The sequence below is a fragment of the Streptosporangium sp. NPDC049644 genome, from assembly GCF_040675205.1.
Lineage (GTDB): Bacteria > Actinomycetota > Actinomycetes > Streptosporangiales > Streptosporangiaceae > Streptosporangium > Streptosporangium fukuiense.
The window spans coordinates 41,600-58,752 of record NZ_JBFAOJ010000061.1 but is presented as its reverse complement, the minus strand read 5'-3'; the positions used below and the strand labels follow the sequence as shown (position 1 = coordinate 58,752).

The 17,153-nt window shown below is 69.9% G+C and carries 13 protein-coding genes; 6 read left to right on the top strand and 7 right to left on the bottom strand.

All coding sequences use genetic code 11. The features are described from left to right. Positions 1-374: 374 nt before the first annotated feature. A complete protein-coding gene (locus AB0J58_RS28995) occupies positions 375-944 on the bottom strand; it encodes a MepB family protein (protein ID WP_364221379.1) in 570 nt (189 codons plus the stop codon). A gap of 253 nt (positions 945-1,197) precedes the next feature. Here AB0J58_RS28995 and AB0J58_RS28990 point away from each other — a divergent pair, with 253 nt between their 5' ends. Beyond that, a complete protein-coding gene (locus tag AB0J58_RS28990) occupies positions 1,198-2,172 on the top strand; it encodes an aldo/keto reductase (protein ID WP_364221388.1) in 975 nt (324 codons plus the stop codon). Positions 2,173-2,475: 303 nt separating this feature from the next. Beyond that, positions 2,476-3,075 carry a DUF4142 domain-containing protein gene (locus AB0J58_RS28985; RefSeq protein WP_364221377.1) on the top strand — a complete coding sequence of 200 codons (600 nt, stop codon included), beginning with the start codon at positions 2,476-2,478 and terminating at the stop codon, positions 3,073-3,075. A gap of 85 nt (positions 3,076-3,160) precedes the next feature. On the opposite strand, the gene AB0J58_RS28980 is transcribed toward AB0J58_RS28985, so the two are convergent. From AB0J58_RS28980 to AB0J58_RS28955, 6 genes are all read right to left on the bottom strand, one after another. After that, positions 3,161-4,819: a glycoside hydrolase family 43 protein gene (locus tag AB0J58_RS28980; protein WP_364221374.1), complete on the bottom strand. Its 1,659-nt coding sequence runs from the start codon at positions 4,817-4,819 to the stop codon at positions 3,161-3,163. Positions 4,820-4,962: 143 nt separating this feature from the next. After that, positions 4,963-7,917 (bottom strand): endo-1,4-beta-xylanase, encoded by a 2,955-nt coding sequence (locus AB0J58_RS28975; protein WP_364221371.1) that lies wholly within the window; start codon positions 7,915-7,917, stop codon positions 4,963-4,965. Between the two features lie 60 nt (positions 7,918-7,977). Continuing rightward, on the bottom strand, positions 7,978-9,369 hold the full coding sequence (locus AB0J58_RS28970; RefSeq protein WP_364221368.1) for a cellulase family glycosylhydrolase: 1,392 nt from the start codon (positions 9,367-9,369) through the stop codon (positions 7,978-7,980). A 49-nt stretch (positions 9,370-9,418) separates the two neighbouring features. After that, the gene (locus AB0J58_RS28965) at positions 9,419-10,243 is read right to left on the bottom strand and encodes a carbohydrate ABC transporter permease (RefSeq protein ID WP_343976631.1); all 825 of its coding nucleotides are present in this window, start codon (positions 10,241-10,243) and stop codon (positions 9,419-9,421) included. Continuing rightward, positions 10,240-11,214 (bottom strand): sugar ABC transporter permease, encoded by a 975-nt coding sequence (locus AB0J58_RS28960; protein ID WP_364221385.1) that lies wholly within the window; start codon positions 11,212-11,214, stop codon positions 10,240-10,242. Before AB0J58_RS28960 ends, AB0J58_RS28965 begins: the two co-directional genes overlap by 4 nt. Positions 11,215-11,296: 82 nt before the next feature. Continuing rightward, positions 11,297-12,592, bottom strand: a complete 1,296-nt coding sequence (locus tag AB0J58_RS28955) for an extracellular solute-binding protein (protein WP_364221365.1) — start codon at positions 12,590-12,592, stop codon at positions 11,297-11,299. Between the two features lie 179 nt (positions 12,593-12,771). Between AB0J58_RS28955 and AB0J58_RS28950 the strand changes: the two genes are divergently transcribed. The 4 genes from AB0J58_RS28950 (at position 12,772) to AB0J58_RS28935 (ending at position 17,140) form a co-directional block, all read left to right on the top strand. Then, positions 12,772-13,785, top strand: coding sequence for a LacI family DNA-binding transcriptional regulator (locus AB0J58_RS28950; protein ID WP_343976623.1), 1,014 nt, complete (start codon positions 12,772-12,774; stop codon positions 13,783-13,785). An 82-nt stretch (positions 13,786-13,867) separates the two neighbouring features. Continuing rightward, entirely contained in the window at positions 13,868-15,235 is a 1,368-nt protein-coding gene (locus AB0J58_RS28945; RefSeq protein WP_364221362.1) for a glycoside hydrolase, read from the top strand. Between the two features lie 43 nt (positions 15,236-15,278). Then, the gene (locus AB0J58_RS28940; protein WP_364221359.1) at positions 15,279-16,310 is read left to right on the top strand and encodes a Gfo/Idh/MocA family oxidoreductase; all 1,032 of its coding nucleotides are present in this window, start codon (positions 15,279-15,281) and stop codon (positions 16,308-16,310) included. Further along, on the top strand, positions 16,301-17,140 hold the full coding sequence (locus tag AB0J58_RS28935) for a PmoA family protein (protein WP_343976614.1): 840 nt from the start codon (positions 16,301-16,303) through the stop codon (positions 17,138-17,140). The genes AB0J58_RS28940 and AB0J58_RS28935 overlap by 10 nt, the downstream gene beginning before the upstream one ends. The last annotated feature ends 13 nt before the right edge of the window (positions 17,141-17,153 follow it).

Here is a 17,153-nt window from a genome sequence, read left to right as displayed (position 1 = left end):
CACGGTCTGCGGTCACTCAACGAGGGCGCGTCCTTCTTCGACGGGCTCACCTATGCCAGATTCGCCTTGTCGGAGGAGTGGCCTGCCACCACAGACCGGCTCCTGGCCACGCCACACCTCCCGTAAGCGCTGTGACGCGGGCTCCGCCCTCCCGGCTGTGAGTAACGACCAAGGCTGTGAGCTTGATTTTCGCTCACGCGTTCGATCGCAACCGACCGTACCGGCGCGTGGTGCGCTGCCGCGGCAGGGTCCGGTCAAGGCCCGCTAAGGCGCTGGAGCGCCTTCCCGCGCCGGGCTTACCCCCGTGGCCGAAGCCAGGGGTCCGCGCCGGGCATCTCCGATCGAAGAGCCGAGGAGCGAGATGGTTATCCGTCCTACGGGTGGTAGAGCTCCTGGGCGCGAGCGGAGTCGACGGGGCGGTCCTGGGGCAGGTGCAGGAAGTGGTCCAGTTGCCACGCCTGAGCAGTGCCGGCCTGGCGGTTGGTGGTGGTCACCCAGGGCGGGTAGACGCGGAAGGCCCGTTTCCCACCGGAACCGTTTGCCGATACGACACCGTGTCGGCGGAGCGCGTCCATGGGAAAGACGAACTGGCCGAAGTGGTGATGGTCGCGGGTGCTGACGACGAAGAGGTCGACGGGGTCGGTTGCGGCGAAAGGCCGGATGGGCCCGCCCGGGGACCTCTTCCATACGGTGACGAACTGGCCGACCTTGGTGGGGGTCGTCTTGGCTGCGCGGAATCGGATGGCGAGCCCGTCAAGGGTGAAGGCGTGGGCGGCGTACGCGGCCCCCTCGGCTTCCGGGACCGGCTGCGAGCAGGTGAACCCGCAGGGGTCGTAGACAAGCGTTTTCGCCGCGAGGAGATCCCTGTGTGCCGGAGTGGTGTCCGGCCACGGCTTGAATCCGGTGGGGTGCAGATGGAGGGAGTGCTCGTGGTTCGTCGCCATTCGTTCACCCTGTCACGACTGCCGACTCAACCGGGGGCGTAGCTCTCGTCGAGACAATCGAATGCTGACGGTGTCCGGGAACGCGGACAGGACGTCCAAGATCATTTTATGACGAACAACCTGGACGCCCCGCCGACCGCACTGTACGTGGACCGGGGCAGGGAACGCACCGCGGGACGGGCGGGGGCGCGAACCGGGCGGAGTCGGCGGTCGTATCGTGGGGCCCAGGGTTGTGAAGATCTGGAGGTTCGACATGGAGTACGTGCGCCTTGGGTCCACCGGCATGAAGGTGTCGAGGGTCTGCCTCGGCATGATGAGTTACGGTGATCCCGCCAAGTGGGGCGAGTGGGTGCTCGACGAGGCCGCCGCCGAGCCGATCGTGCGCCGGGCCGTCGAGGCGGGGGTGACGTTCTTCGACACCGCCGACGTCTACTCGCTCGGCGACAGCGAGGAGGTCACCGGCCGCCTGCTGAGCAGGATCTTCGCCGACCGGGACGACTACGTGCTGGCCACCAAGGTGTGCATGCCGATGGGCAAGGGCGCCAACGATCGCGGTCTGTCGCGCAAGCACATCCTGTCCTCGATCGACGCCTCGCTGCGCCGGCTGGGTACCGACCACGTGGACCTGTACCAGATCCACCGCTGGGATCCGGAGACCCCGATCGAGGAGACCATGGAGGCCCTGCACGACGTGGTCCGCGCGGGCAAGGCCCGCTACATCGGCGCCTCCAGCATGTACGCCTGGCAGTTCGCCAAGGCCCAGCACGTCGCCGAGACCCACGGCTGGACGAGGTTCGTCTCGATGCAGAACCACTACAACCTGCTCTACCGCGAGGAGGAGCGGGAGATGAACCCGCTCTGCCTCGACCAGGGAGTGGGCCTGATCCCGTGGAGCCCGCTGGCCCGGGGACTGCTCGCCCGCGCCGGAGCCGAGGAGACCACCACCCGCGCGGGCAGCGACCCGCGCATCGACGCCCTCTATGACGACGCCGACAACAACCGGCTGATCCTGGAGCGGGTCGCCCAGCTGGCCGGGGAGCGCGAGGTTCCTCCCGCCCAGGTGGCGCTCTCCTGGTTGCTCCACCAGCCCGGTCTGTCGGCGCCGATCGTGGGCGCGACCAAGGACAGGCACGTGGACGACGCGGTCGCCGCGGTGGACCTGGCCCTGAGCGAGAAGGAACTCGCCTTCCTCGCCGAGCCGTACCGCCCCCGGCCCTTCAGGAACTGACCTTTCCGGCACACCCGCATGGGCCCCCGAGGTCCGGGTGGCCCACGCGGGCGGCACAGTGCTCACCTGCCCCCGGCCGGCATCGCCATGACGCCCCACCGCCGGACGTTCTGGCGGGGCGTTCGCATCCGTACCGGGCGGGGCGGGCGAGGTGCGGCGGGTGTCCGATCGGCCGTCGTGCTCAACAGGGCTACACATGACCTTTTGTCATGATTTACCGCCTGTGGCGCTATATCTCCATAGATACGCGCATATGAGGAGGAGATAGCAGTTCCGACCGTGGATTGATCGACGGAGGATCCGATGATTCGAAAAATGATCGTCCTGGTGGCCGTCGCCGTGGCCGCGATGGGCGGCACGGCCGGCGCCGTCGTCTCCCCCACCCCCGCTCCATCCCCCTCCCCCCAGGCCGTCAGCCAGCAGGACAGGGACTTCCTCGTTCAGGCGCACCAGTCCAACCTGACCGAGATCGAGTCGAGCAAGGCCGCCCTTGAGAAGACCGCCGGCCAGCAGGACCAGAAGGCCACCAAGATCGTCCGGAAACTGGCGAAGCGTTTCATCAAGGATCACAAGAAACTCGACAAGGCCGTCCGCCGGGTTTCCGATCAGCTCGGCGTCAAACTTCCCGACACGCCCAACACCGAGCAGCGCAAGCAGCTCGACGAGCTGTCGGCCCTCAGTGGCGCGGAGTTCGACAGGGCCTGGATCAGCGCGGAGCTCCACAGCCACCACGAGACCCTCGCCGCCATAGAGCAGGAGATCGAGAACGGCTCCTCCCCCGAGGTGAAGAAGCTCGCCACCGTTGCCAAGCCCGTCGTGCAGGAGCACATAGACCTGCTGCTCAAGGCCGAGAGGGCCTCTACTCCCAGCCCCACGGAAAGCCCCAGCCCCTCGGAGAGCTGAGGCGGGCGGCGCTCCGGGCGGCTCCCCACTCGGCGAATTCCGCGAGGCCGAGCGCGACCTTATCCGGGTGGCCGCCGCACGACGGTCACCACGGCAGCGGCAGGTACTCGAACCAGTCGAAGGCGGCCGTGTTGGTGCTCGGGTGGCCGTTCGAGGTGGCGTACAGGCCGATCATGGCACCGGTGAAGCCTCCGGCCACGGTGGAGCTCAGGACCCGGCCGTCCACCGGATCTCCGAGGTCGGTCCACTCGCCGGGCCGTAGCGCGTACCGGGCCTGGTAGTCCTGGCCGTGCGCCTCCACGCCGAGCCAGAGCGGTCCTGGCGGCCCGGGCGGCCCTGGCGGGATGTCGGCGCCGGCCAGGAGGGTGTCCGCGCCCCCGGCCCTTCGGGTGAGTTCCAGGCCGCGCGCGGTGCGGGTGAGCGCGAGGTGGAAGTCGTCGTTCTGGAGCAGGACGAGCCCGGCGCGTTCCTCCCCCTCCGGCCGGAACTCCATCACCGTGTGGGCCGCGAAGGCGATGTGCTGCTGCCGCCGGGCGACCAGGCTGGGCGCGGCCCGCTCGCACACGGTCTGCGGGAGCGCCCGGAGGGTGAGGCGGCTGTCGGCCAGACTCCAGTACGGCTCCCGGGGCGTGCGCAGGTGGTTCCAGACCGGCGCGAGGCGTCCGGCGTCGAAGTGGTCACAGGCGGGAGCCGCGGGCCAGCGGTGAGCCGGCGTCGAGGGGGCCGGCATACGCGGTTCGACCTGGTCGAACACCGGCCAGTCGTCCTCCCAGCGCACCCGGGTCAGGAAGGTCTCGCGGCCCAGGTTGTAGCCGCTGGAGACCCGGACGGCGGCCGTCGTGAGCCGGTCGTCCGGGGAACCGCCGACGAGGTGATCGTCGAAGGAGCCGTCGCGCGGACGACTGTCGGCGGAACCGCCGCCGGACGGGTGGCCGTCACGGGGGCTGCCGTAGGGGCGGGTGGCGAGCAGCACCGACCACCACTCGCCCTCCGCGTTCCGGACCAGGTCGGGGTGGCCGACGCTGGTGATGGGGTGGCGCAGCCCGAGGTGGCGGTGGGTGAGCACGGGGTTGCGCGGGTTGCCCCGGTAGGGGCCGGTGATCCGCTCGGAGCGGGCGACCATGACCGCGTGGTCCTCGGCGGTTCCCCCCTCGGAGGTCAGCAGGTAGTAGTGGGCGCCGATCCGGTAGATGTGCGGGCCCTCGGACCAGATGCCGCCGCGCTGCACCGGTTCCCAGATCACGTGCTCCTCGCCGACCGGCTTGAGCGTGGCGAGGTCGAGTTCGCGCAGCCAGATCTCGGTGTCGCCGTCGTAGCGCCTGGCCGCCTTCTCCCGGGTGCCGGTCATCCAGGCGCGGCCGTCGTCGTCGAAGAACAGCGAGGGGTCGAAGCCCCGGGTGTCGGGGAACCAGACCGGGTCGCTCCACGGCCCGGCCGGGTCGGTGGCGGTGACCAGGAAGTTGCCCGGTTCGTCCATCAGCGTGGTGATCATGTAGAAGACGCCGTCGTGGTGCCGGAGGGTGGGCGCGTAGATGCCGCCGGACGGCCGTACGCCGTCCAGGTCGAGCTGGGAGGGCCGGTCCAGCACGTGACCGAGCTGCCGCCAGTGCACGAGGTCCCGGCTGTGGAAGATCGGGACCCCGGGAAACCACTCGAAGGACGAGGTGACGAGGTAGTGGTCCGCGCCCACCCGGCATACCGAGGGATCGGGGTGGAAACCGGGGATGACGGGGTTGGCGTACACGGGTCCTCCGTTGGCGTGTGCGGATCCTTCGTCCGCGTGACTTCCAGGCCGGGGCAGGCGGCCTCTTCCGGAGGTCCGCGTTCCCGAAAGAGGGAGCGCCGGGCCCGCACGCCGTGCGGCGTGCGGGCCGGCGGCCCGGGGCGCTACCTGACGAGCCGGAGCACCCCCCACCTCGACGTGTCGACGTAGCCGCGCCCGGTCGGGTCGTTCCAGGTCGCGGCGGCCGCACGGGTGGCGCCGACGGCGTCGTTGACCTGGATGTCGAAGCCGAGCAGGGCGTCCTTGGCCAGGGTGACCGTGGGCAGCCTGATCGCCGCCTCCACCAGATAGCCGTCCGGGGTGCGGGTGACCGCGCCGGTCAGGTTATCCCTGACCGCGAAGGCGTCGAAGGTGCCGCCGACGGTCCGCCTGCCGGTGAAGCTGATCCGGTACTGGCCGTCGTCATCGTCGTAGCCCTTGGTCTTGTTGTTCTGCGGGTCCACGAAGATCTCGACGGAGTCCTGCTCCCAGGCGTTGGGCGACTCCTCGCTGAGCTCGGGGTCGGTGACACGGGCCAGCACGTAGAGGGTGCCGGAGTTCCACATCGCCCGCACCTTGGCACTCGCCCCCGAGGTGCCCTGGATCCGGGTGCCGGTGGTGATCTCCGGCGCCTGGTGCCACGCGGCGTCCATGACGCCGTCCACCACCGGGGTCCTCTTCGGCGCGCGGGTCGTCCGGATCGCCGGGATGGGAGCCAGCTCACCCGCCCAGGAGATCTCCTGGCCCCCCGCGTCGGCCACGACGACCTTGACGCCGGTGGCCGTCCCCGAGGGGAGCAGCGCCTCCACCCGGTAGCCGGTGGCGGTCTTCCTGGTGTGCGCCCTGAAACCGTGGGTGTGCGTGCCACCTCGCTGGACCCGGTACGGCGTGCCGCCCACGGTGAGGGTGACCGTGTCGTTCCTGTTGTCGGTCGGGTCGTTGACCTCGGCCAGCACGTACAGGCCGGCGGATGTGGTGCGCGCCTGCCAGCCGGCGGACAGGTCGCCGATCCTGGCGATGGGCGCGTCGGGCAGCAGGTTCCACTCGTCGTCCCGCTTGCCGTCCACCGTGACCGTGCCGGCGGGCGCGTTCAGGCTCCGGGTCAGCGGGGGCAGCCTGCCGGGATCGGCGATGCCCCAGTAGGCGGGCTTGGCCTGGAGCTCGTCGTCGAACGGCAGCGGCGGGTTGGTCCGGGTGATCGGGAAGGACGACAGCCAGGTCGCGTCGTCGGCGACGCCCCAGATCGTCACCGACGACAGGTGGTCCGCCTGCCGCCGGAAGACGTCGAAGATCTCCCGGTACCGGTGGCCCTGCAGGGCCAGGATCTCGGCGGGCACCGTGTCGTAGGAGGTCACGAAGTCGGTGTAGACGCTCACGTCCAGCTCGGTGACCTGCTGCTCGACACCTAGCCCGGCGAACTTCTCGATCGTGTCCTCGATGAACGAGGCGGGCGGCTGTTCGACGTTGACATGCAGCTGGTGGCCGACCGCGTCGATCGGGACACCCTCGGCGCGCAGCTTCTCGACCAGGTCGTAGAGCGCCTGCCGCTTGCGCGGGAACTCGGTGTTGTAGTCGTTGATGACGAGCGTCGCGTCCGGGTCCACCTCGCGGGCCACCCGGAAGGCGGTCCTGATGTAGTCGAGACCGGCGATCTCGAACCATGGGGAGCGGCGCAGACCGTCCGGCCGGTTCTCGTCGATGACCTCGTTGACCACGTCCCAGGTGCCGATCCTGCCCTTGTAGCGGCCCATCACGGTGCGGATGTGGTTCTCCATCCGCTGGAGCAGGATCTCCTTGGTGGCGCCCTCGAACACCCAGTCGGGGGTCTGGCTGTGCCACACCAGGGTGTGGCCGCGGAACTCCAGGCCTCCTGCGGTCGCCCAGTCGACCAGGTAGTCGCCGTCGGCGAAGGTGAAGGTACCCTCGGCCGGCTCGGTGGCGTCCCACTTGAGGCTGTTGCCGGGGGTGACGCTCCCGTAGTGCTTGGTGATCAGCTTGGCGTGTTCGCCCAGGGTGGCGCCCCGGTAGAAGGCCGCGCCGACGGTGAAGGGCACTCTGTCCTTCAGCGAGGGGATGTCGGTCTGGACGGGCTTGGGCTCGACATAGGACAGCTGGAAGTCGTCGATGGCGAACGGCTCCGTCCCAGCGGCCGACTCGACGTAGACGCTCAGGAAGTCCACGTCGTGGGCCAGGGTGTAGGTGCCCGCGAGCCTGGTCCACTCGCCGGTGGCCGGTGCCCTGGGCGCGGCCACCCGCTCGTAGGCGGGGGTGCCGTCCAGCCTCCGTTCGACGGACAGGCCCAGACTCTGGGCGCTGTCGGTGCGCACCCACACCGACAGCTCGTACTTCGATCCCTTGGCCAGCTTGCCGAGGACGGTCCGTGCGGGACCGTCCCAGGAGGCCTGCCGGTTCGTCACGCCCAGGCCGTAGGCCCCGGTGTGCGCGAAGCCGTCTCCCGGGGTCAGGGTGGCGCCGCCGCGCGCGGTCCACTCCTGCGCGGTGCCGGTCTCGAAGTCACTGGTCAGGCCGGACCGGGTGGGGTCGGTGTCGGCGGTGACCACGATGTCGTCGAGCTGGAAGGCGACGGTCTCGTCCGAGCTCTCCGCGTACAGCGACAGGGCCGAGTCGGTCGCGTAGGTGTAGGTGCCGGACAGCCGGACCCATTCGGAGTCGGTGACGGTGGCCGCCGCGATCCGCTCGTAGACCGTCGTGCCGCCCGCCGGGGTCCGCTGCATGGTGAGCGCGATCGTCGAGGACGGCTGACCGGCGGCGGCCCGCGCCCACGCGGTCACCTGGTAGCCGACACCCTTCTCGAAGGGCGGGGTCACGGCCGCTCCGTGCCAGGTCGCGCTGCGGCCGCCGGTGAGCAGGGATCGGGTTCCGCCGTGCGCGGAGTCCGTGGTCACGGTGACCGAGACCCCGGAGCCCCGGGGCTCCCAGCCCTGCGTGCCGGACTCGAAGTCGTAGCCGACGACGGTGGCGGCCGCGTGCGCGGCGGGGACGGTCTGCGCGCCTGCCAGGAACGACAGTGCGAGGGACAACAGGGCCAGGACCGCTGTTCGCGGCCGGGGGGTGCGCATCTCCTGGGCTCCTCGGTCAGGTAGGAGTGGGTGCTCGGACGTCGCCGCCGTACGGCTTCGTCAAGCGTCACCGCCCGGGTTCCCGGCGAGCAGGTTCTCGGCGAGCAGGTCGAGCAGCGGCTGCCGCCGGGCGCACCGGGCGAGCGCGAAGGAGTCGGCGAGGGCGGTCAGTTCCTCGTCGGAGCAGCCTCGCAGCAGCTCGGCGTACTCGGGAACCAGCGCCTGCGCGATGAGGATGTGCCGGATCAGGTCGTCGGTCTGGTAGCGGGCACCCCACGGGTAGGGGTTCCAGGAGGGGAACTCGGTCTCCACCAGCCGGTGCAGCGGCGCCAGCTCACTCGCCGACTCCTCCATCGTCGAGCCCCACCGGTCCGCGCCCAGCCGTTCCTTCTTGGCGATGAAGTCGCCGAACCGGCTCATGTACGGTTCACCCGCGCTGACCAGGCCCTGCAGCCCGACGTCCTTGTAGGTCCACAGCGACCAGCCGGCCTGGTGGGAGTCGAAGATCTCCAGCTGGTCGCGGAGGATCTGGTAGCGCTGCCGGTCGACCTCCGCGTCGCCGGTGTAGACGGGACCGAACTCGCCGACCCACAGGGGGGTGCCCGTCTCGCGCTGGAAGACGGTCCGCCGCTCGAAGGATTTCTCCAGCTGGGCCCGGTCCACCCACTCGCCTCGGGTGTGGCCGGGGTAGGGGCCGCCGTGTGCGAAGCCGGCCAGGGCGTAGTCGTGGCAGACGAAGACCGTGTTCTCGTACACCTCGCGGAAAATCGAGAAGTCGGTGGAGTAGGTGTTGCCGTCCAGGAACAGCACGTGTCCGGGGTCGACGGCACGGACCGCCTTGACCAGGCGGTCGTAGAAGGGGCCGACGACCTGCCCGCCGGAGTCGCCGGGCTCGTTGACCGGGTTGTAGCCGGCCACCCACGGGTTGTCCCGGTAGCGGTCGGCCACTGCCTCCCACAGGTGGACGACGCGGTCCTGGAAGTGCCGGTGCTGCCAGAAGGCGGCCATGTGCGTGGGGTTGTCGGAGTGCCAGTGCTGGTTCTGCGCGCCGGGCAGGGCGTGCAGGTCGATGACGCTGTAGATGCCGCGCTCGGCGAGCAGGCCGATCACCCGGTCGAGGTGGCGGAAGCCCTGCTCGATGATCTCGAAGGGGCGGTCGTCGGACTCCAGGTGGCGGTAGTTGATCGGGATCCGGACGCAGTTGGTGCCGAGGTCGGCGAGGAGCGAGGCGTCGTCGGCGCCGAAGAACGAGGTGAGCAGGCGGTCGAAGAACAGCTCGGCCCGGTCGTCGCCGAGCACCTCCCGGACCGCGGCGCGCATCGTGGCCTCGTTGGCCGGATATCCGGTGATGAAGTTCTCCATGTTCAGCCAGCCCCCGAGGCCTACTCCGCGCAGCCGTACCGGGGTGCCGGCCGAATCGACGAGACGGGATCCGGCGACACTCAGGGTCATGTTTCTCACTCTCCACAACGGTCGTTCGACACAGCGATGAGGTCCCGGCTCAGCCCTTGGTGGCGCCCGCGGTGAGGCCGCTGATCAGCTGGCGCTCGGCGACCGCGTAGAAGGCCAGGGCCGGGACCATGGAGACGATGACGTAGGCCAGGATCTTGGCCGTGTCCGCCGCGTACTCCCCCTGGAACTGCTGGACGCCCAGTGGCAGCGTCCACAGGTTCGGGTCGTTGAAGACCACCAGCGGGAGGAAGAAGTTGTTCCAGCTCGCCACGATCGCCAGCACCGAGACGGTGGCCAGGGCGGGCCTGGCCATCGGCAGCAGCACCCGCCAGAAGAACCCGAAGGGGGTGCAGCCGTCGAGGGTGGCGGCCTCCTCGACCTCGTTGGGGATGGACCGGAAGAAGGTGCGCAGGATGATGATCGTCAGCGGCAGCCCGAACGCGGCCTGCGGCAGGATCACCCCGAGCGGGTTGTCCAGCAGGCCGAAGGTGCGCAGCAGGATGAACAGCGGCAGGATCGCCACCGCGAACGGGAACATCAGCCCGATGGCGAACAGCGTGAACAGGAACTCGCGGCCGCGGAAGGCGAACCGGGCGAAGGCGAAGGCCGCCATCGCCGACAGGAACACCACCAGCACGGTGGTCGCCACCGCGATGAACAGGCTGTTGAGGAGCTGGCGCCAGAACGCGCCGGTGGCGATCACGTCGGTGTAGTTCTCGGTGACCCATGGGGAGGGCAGGCCGAGCGGGTTCTCCGACAGCTGGGCGGTTGTCTTGAAACCACCGAACAGGCCGTACACGAAGGGGACGACGATGAAGACCGCCGCCACCCAGACGATCACGTGGATCGGGACCGTCCGGAACCGGGCGATCATCGGTGGTCTCCCATCGTGGTACTGGCCCCCTCCAGGTCCCGGCGCAGCACGAACCGCTGGTAGCCGAGGGCGAAGACGAGGCTGATCAGGAACATGGCGACGCTGATCGCGCTGGAGTAACCGATCTGGGTCCGTTTGAAACCGTATTCGAACATGCTCACGGCCATGGTCTCCGAGGCGTGCGAGGGGCCGCCGCCGGTGAGGATCCAGACCAGGTCGAAGAGCTGGATCGTGCCGATGACGGACAGGAACACGCTGACCCTGACGGTGGGGCCGAGCAGCGGCAGGGTGACGTACCGGAACACCTTCCAGCCGCCGGCGCCGTCGATCCTGGCCGCCTCGTGCAACTCCTTGGGGATGCCCTGCAGCCCGGCCAGATAGATGATCATGTGGAATCCGAAGTACTTCCAGGTGATCACCAGAAACAGCGAGAACAACACGGTGTCCGGCTCCGACAGCCAGCTCCACGGCTCCAGCCCCCAGGAGGTCAGCAGCCGGTTGGCCAGCCCCGCCTCGGGCGAGAGGATCAGCGAGAACAGCACGCCGGTGATCGCCTCGGAGAGCATGTACGGCGCGAAGAACAGCAGCCGGTAGAGGGCGCGCCCCCGGATCCGCTGGTTCAGCATCACCGCCAGGCCCAGCGAGAGCGGCAGCTGCACCACCAGGGAGAGCACGACCAGGATGCCGCCGTTTCGCAGGTCGCCGATGAAGATGTCGCTGTTCAGCAACCGGGTGAAGTTGTCCAGGCCGATGAAGTCGCTCGGCGGCCCGATCCCGTTCCACTTGTGGAGGCTGGTGTAGCCGGCGACCAGGATCGGCGTCAGTACCAGCAGGGTGAACAGGACCAGGGCGGGGAGCACGAACAGGATCGCGGTGATCCAGCCGCTTCCCCGGCGCCGCCCCTCGCGCCGTCCTCGCCGCTCGGCGGGTCTTCCTCCGGGAGGGGCCGGACGTGCGTCCGGCCCGGTCATCGTCGTCACCGACCTCGCCCCTTCACCGTGCTCACCGTCGGTTCCCTGGCCTCGATCGGCTCTGTCACCTTCATGCGGACGGCTACTCCGACTCCGACTTCGCCGTCTCGGTGATGACCTTGACGACCTCCTCCGGCGTCTTCTTGCCCGCGATCAGTTCGGCCACGGCGTCGTTGACCTCCTGGCCGACGGCCGGCGGGTACGCCTGGTCGAGGTAGAGCTGGAAGCCGGTCGCGGCCGACAGCGCGTCGGAGACCACCTTGATGTTGGGGTCGGTGACGGCCGACTCCTCACCCTTGAGCACCGGGAGCACGCCTCCCGCGGCGACCGCCTTGGAGTGGTTCTCCTGCTTGAGCGCGAACTTCAGGAAGTCCAGCGCGGCGGGCGGGGCGTTGACGCCCACGGCCAGGCCGCCGCCGCCGCCGAACGCGTCGCCCGCGGAGCCCTTGCCCCCGTCCACGGACGGGAAGGTGAAGAACCCGAGGTCGTCTCCGAGGCCCTTGCCGGAGTCCTTCTGCACGGACGGCGCCCACTGGCCCATCAGTTCCATGGCGGCCTTGCCGTTGCTCACGGTCGCGGCCTGCCCGTCGGGGGTGGAGTAGTCGGCGTTGAGGAAGCCCTTCTGGAAAGGCTGCAGGTCGACGAGTTCCTTGAGCCGCTGCCCGGCGGCGACGAAGTCGGGGCCGGTGAAGTCGTTGGTGGTGCCGGCCTGGCTGAGCGCGTCCAGGCCCGCCACCCGCATGGCCAGGTAGGCCCAGTAGTAGTGGCCCGGCCACTTGGCCTTGCCGGCCAGGGCTATCGGGGTGATCCCTGCCGCCTTCAGCTTCTTCACCGCGTCCAGGAACTCGGTCCAGGTGGCGGGCGGGGCGGAGATGCCGGCCTTGGCGAAGTTCGCCTTGTTGTACCAGAAGCCGACCATGCCGATGTCGGTGGGCAGCCCGTAGGTCTTCCCGTCGAACTGGTAGGCGGCCAGGGAGGCCGGGGTGAAGTCGCCGAGGATGTCACCGACCTCCGACGACAGGTCCTTCACCAGGCCCGCCTCGATGTGCTGCTTCAGCACACCGCCACCCCAGGTTGAGTAGAGGTCGGGCGCCTTCCCCGACTGGGTGAGGGTGGCGAGCTTCGGCTTGTAGGAGTCGTTCTCGATACCGATGTTCTTGATCGTCACATTCGGGTTGGCCGCCTGGTACTCCTTGACGCGATCCGCCCAGAAGGACTTGAGCGGTTCGGCCGTCGCCAGGTTCCAGAACTCGAAGGTGACCTTCTCCGAGCCGGCGCTCACGCCCGGTTGCGCTCCGTTATCGTCCGCGCTCGTACCGCAGGCTCCAAGCAGCAGCACCGATGCCGCCAGCGCCACCACGCCTCGCCGACTCAGCATGGGGGTTCCCCTTTCGGGAGTGGGTATGAAAAGTTTCACATGTTCCCCGAACATTTCGTGACCCGGAGGATAGGTAAATTGCCGGTTACGCGTCAATAGCCGTCGTGGTGGTGAGCTCGAACAGCAACGAAGACGGGCCCCCTGCGGGTCTCCGAAAGTTTTCGGTTATTATTCGCCGCATGCCATCCAACAGGCGGGTGACGATCGCCCTGATCGCCGAGGAGGCCGGGGTCTCCGCGCCCACGGTCTCGAAAGTCATCAACGGGCGGCCCGAGGTCGCCTCCGAGACCAGGCAGCGGATCGAGCGCCTGCTGCACAAGCACGGCTACATACGCAGGACCGGCCAGGGCGACGAGCCTGTCGGCCTGGTGGACCTGGTCTTCACCGAGATCGAGAGCCCGTGGGCGATGGAGCTGGTGCGCGGCGTGGAGACCGCGGCCCGCGAGGTCGACGCCGGCGTGGTCGTCTCGGTACTGCACAGCCACGCGGGCCCGGGCCGGGACTGGGTGGAGCGGATCGCCACCCGGCGCACCGACGGGGCCATCCTGATCGGCTCGCGGATCAGCGCCGCCCAGCACGGCCAGCTGGCCGCCAGGTCCATCCCCTTCGTGGTGGTGGATCCGGAGGGCGAGCCGCCGCCGGGAGTCGCCTCGGTCGGCGCCACCAACTGGAGCGGCGGCCTGGCCGCCACCCGCCACCTGCTGGAACTTGGCCACCGCCGGATCGGGATGATCGGCGGCCCGGCCGGCATGCTGTGCAGCCGGGCCCGCATCGACGGCTACCGCGCCGCGCTGGAGACCGCGGGGATCGCGGTGGACCCCTCGCTCATCGGGTACGGCGACTTCCTGGTCGGCTCGGGCCGCGACCTGGGCCACGCGCTGCTGTCGGCGGCGGACCCGCCCACCGCGATCTTCGCCGGCAGCGACATGCAGGCGTTCGGCGTCTTCGAGGCGGCCAGGCAGCGCGGCCTGCGGGTGCCGCAGGACCTGTCGGTGGTGGGCTTCGACGACCTGCCGTTGGCACGTTCCGCCTGGCCGCCGCTGACCACCGTGCGCCAGCCGCTCCAGGAGATGGCCGCGCTGGCCACCCGGATGGTGCTCGGCCTCGACCGCGGCGGGCACGAGCCCCGGCGGGTGGAGCTGGCCACCGACCTCGTGGTCCGCGACAGCACCGCGCGCCCTGACGGCTGTTGACTGCCGCCCTCCGAAAGATTTACGGTGATCGACACGAAAAGTCTCGGTAATCTTGTGAAACTTTCGGAAAGCGGGTTCCCGCATGTCACGACGTCACAGGGCACTACTGACACCGATCCTCCTGCTCCCCCTTCTTGGGCTTGGCCCTGCCGTCAAGGAAAGCGCTTCCCCGATCCGGGTGGAGCAGCACGGCGTTCTCCAGCGGATCGACGGTTTCGGCTTCTCCCAGGCGTTCCGCCGCAACGAACTGGTCCGCGCGCTGCCCGCCACCAAGCAACGGGAGATCCTCGACCTCTGGCTGAGCCCGGAGAAGGGCGCCGGGCTCAGCATCCTGCGCCTGGGAATCGGCTCCTCCCCGGCCGGCAGCCCGTACGACCTGATGACCTCCATCCAGCCCGAGGATCCCGGCGGCCCGGACGCGCCACCGAAGTACGTCTGGGACGGCGAGGACGGCGGCCAGGTCTGGCTGGCCAAGGAGGCCAAACGCTACGGCGTGAACCGTTTCTACGCCGACGCCTGGAGCGCCCCCGGCTACATGAAGGACAACGGCTCCGACAGCGACGGCGGCACCCTGCTCCCGGCGTGGCGACAGGCATACGCCGACTACCTGGTGCAGTACGCGAGGTTCTACGCCCGTGAGGGCATCAAGATCACCGACCTCGGGTTCACCAACGAGCCCGACCTCACCGTCTCGTACGCCTCGATGCGCTTCACCCCGGACCAGGCCGCCGAGTTCGTCAAGGTCCTCGGCCCCACGGCGGCCCGCGCCGGCCTCAGGGTGATCTGCTGCGACGCCGCCGGCTGGTCCGAGCAGCGCGAGTACACCCGCGCCATCGAGGCCGACCCCGCCGCGCGGCGGTGGGTCGCCACGCACGCCGGCCACCCCTACGTCAGCCCGGTGGACGGCCCGCTGCCCACCGGCCGGCCGGTCTGGATGTCGGAGTGGTCGCCCAACGGAAGCACCTGGAACGAGGCGTGGGACGACGGCAGCGGCTACGACGGCCTCGCGGTCGCCCAGCAGATCCACGACTCGCTCACCCTGGGCAGGGCGAACGGCTACGTCTTCTGGTTCGGCGCCTCACGCGGCGCCACCCGGGGCCTGATCCAGATCGACGAGGCCACCTCGACCTACCGCGTCTCCAAGCGCCTGTGGGCGCTGGCCGCCTACAGCCGCTTCATCCGGCCGGGCGCGGTCCGGCTCGCCGTCACGGCCGCCGACCCGGCGCTGAAGGTCACCGCCTTCCGCAACGCCGGGGGCTCGGAGGTCGTGGAGATCCTCAACACCGCCACCGTGCCCGTCTCCACCAGGATCACGACCCGGGCGGGCCGGGCCACCTCCTACCTGACCGACGGCGATCACTCACTCGCGGCCACGCCGCTCGCGGGTCTGCGGCCGGACCGCACTCTCACCCTTCCCCCGCGTTCCCTGACCACGGTCGTCGTACGTTGACGCGCCCCGTACCGGAGGCGGCCGCCACGTGGAAAGGACGCGGATGATCCGGGTGGCGGTCGTGGGCACCGGTGGCATCGCGGGGATCTGCCATCTGCCCGCGCTGCGCACCCAGGCGCACCGGGCGCGGGTGGTGGCCGCCGCCGACACCGACGAGGCCCGGGTCAGGGCGTTCTGCGCCGAGCACGCGATCCCGCGGGCGTACCCCTCCCTGGAGGCGATGCTCGACGCCGAGCGGCCCGACCTCGTCCACCTGTGCACCCCGCCGCACCTGCACGCCGTCCAGGCGAGGGCCTGCCTTAAGGCCGGCGCCTGGGTGTGGATCGAGAAACCCGCCTGCCGGTCGCTGGCCGAGTACGACCTGATCACCTCGGCCGAGGGGCCCGGTTACGCCTCGGTGGTCTCCCAGCACCGGTTCGGCTCAGGCGCGCGCCACCTGCGCGCCCTCGCCCCCGAGTTGGGCCGCCCGCTCGTCGCGCTCTGCGTGACCGCCTGGTACCGCGACCACGCCTACTTCGAGGCGCCCTGGCGCGGCCGCTGGGAGACCGAGGGCGGCGGCCCCACCATGGGGCACGGCATCCACCAGATGGACCTCATGCTGTCGATCCTGGGCGAGTGGTCGGAGATCCGCGCGATGGCCGGCACGCTGGACCGCCGGATCGAGACCGAGGACGTCTCGATGGCCGCCGTCCGCTTCGCCTCCGGAGCCATGGCCTCGGTGGTCAACAGCGTGCTGTCCCGGCGCGAGGAGAGCTACCTGCGCTTCGACTACGCCGAGGCGACGGTGGAGCTGCGCCACCTGTACGGCTACCGCAACGCCGACTGGAGGTCCACCTCGGCCCGCTGGAACCCGCCGGTGGACCTGCCGAGTTCGCACGAGGCGCAGCTGGCGGAGTTGCTGGACGCCTACGAGCGCGGCGAGCGCCCGCCCATGAGCGGCCCCGAGGGGCGCCGGTCGCTCGAACTGATCACCGGCCTGTACGCCTCGGCGTTCACCGGCCGGCCCGTGCTCCGCACCGACCTCACCCCCGATCACCCCTTCTACCGCCGCCTGGACGGACGCGCATGGAGCTGACCTTCACCGAGCGCGGCGTCGAGATCCTGCGCTACGTCCACCGGCCGGAAACGCCGGTGTTCGAATCTCCCAAGCCCTACTTCCACCCGATCAGGACCCTGGCGGGCGACGTGGTCAGCGCCTACCGCCCGCACGACCACCGCTGGCACCGGGGCCTGCAGCTGACCGTCTCGGACCTGTCGGGGGAGAACTTCTGGGGCGGCGGCAGCTACGTCCGCGAGGCCGCCGGATACGTGGACCTGCCGAACAACGGGACCATGCGGCACGAGGAGTTCCCCGCCCCCGGCGTGGAGCGGCTGACCTGGCACACTCAGGGCGGCGAGCACTGGGTGGACGAGGTACGGACCTTCGAGGTCGGCGACGTCGGCGACGACTCGTGGGCGCTGGAGCTGTCCACCGCGATCACCAACGTACGCGGAAGGGATCTGGTCTTCGGCAGCCCCACCACCTCCGGCCGCCCGATGGCCGGGTACTGCGGCCTGTTCTGGCGCGGGCCTCGCTCCTTCGAGCACGGCCAGGTGATCGCCGAAGGCGGCGAGGGGCCGGAGATGATGGGCCGGGAGTCGGCGTGGCTGGCCTACAGCGGCACCCACGACGAGGTCGACCGCTCCTCCACCCTGCTGTTCCAGAGCGCCCAGCCCACCGTCTGGTTCGTCCGCACGACGCCGTTCGCGGCGGTCAACCCGTCCATCGCGTTCCATCGCGAACTGATCCTGCCGCCCGGCGCGACGCTGCGGCTGCGCTACCGGATGGTCGTGGCCACCGGCGCGTGGGACCGCCCCCGGCTGGAGGCGTACGTCCGGAGGCACCCGTGTCCGGCACCGGCGTGAGAGACCCAGGGAG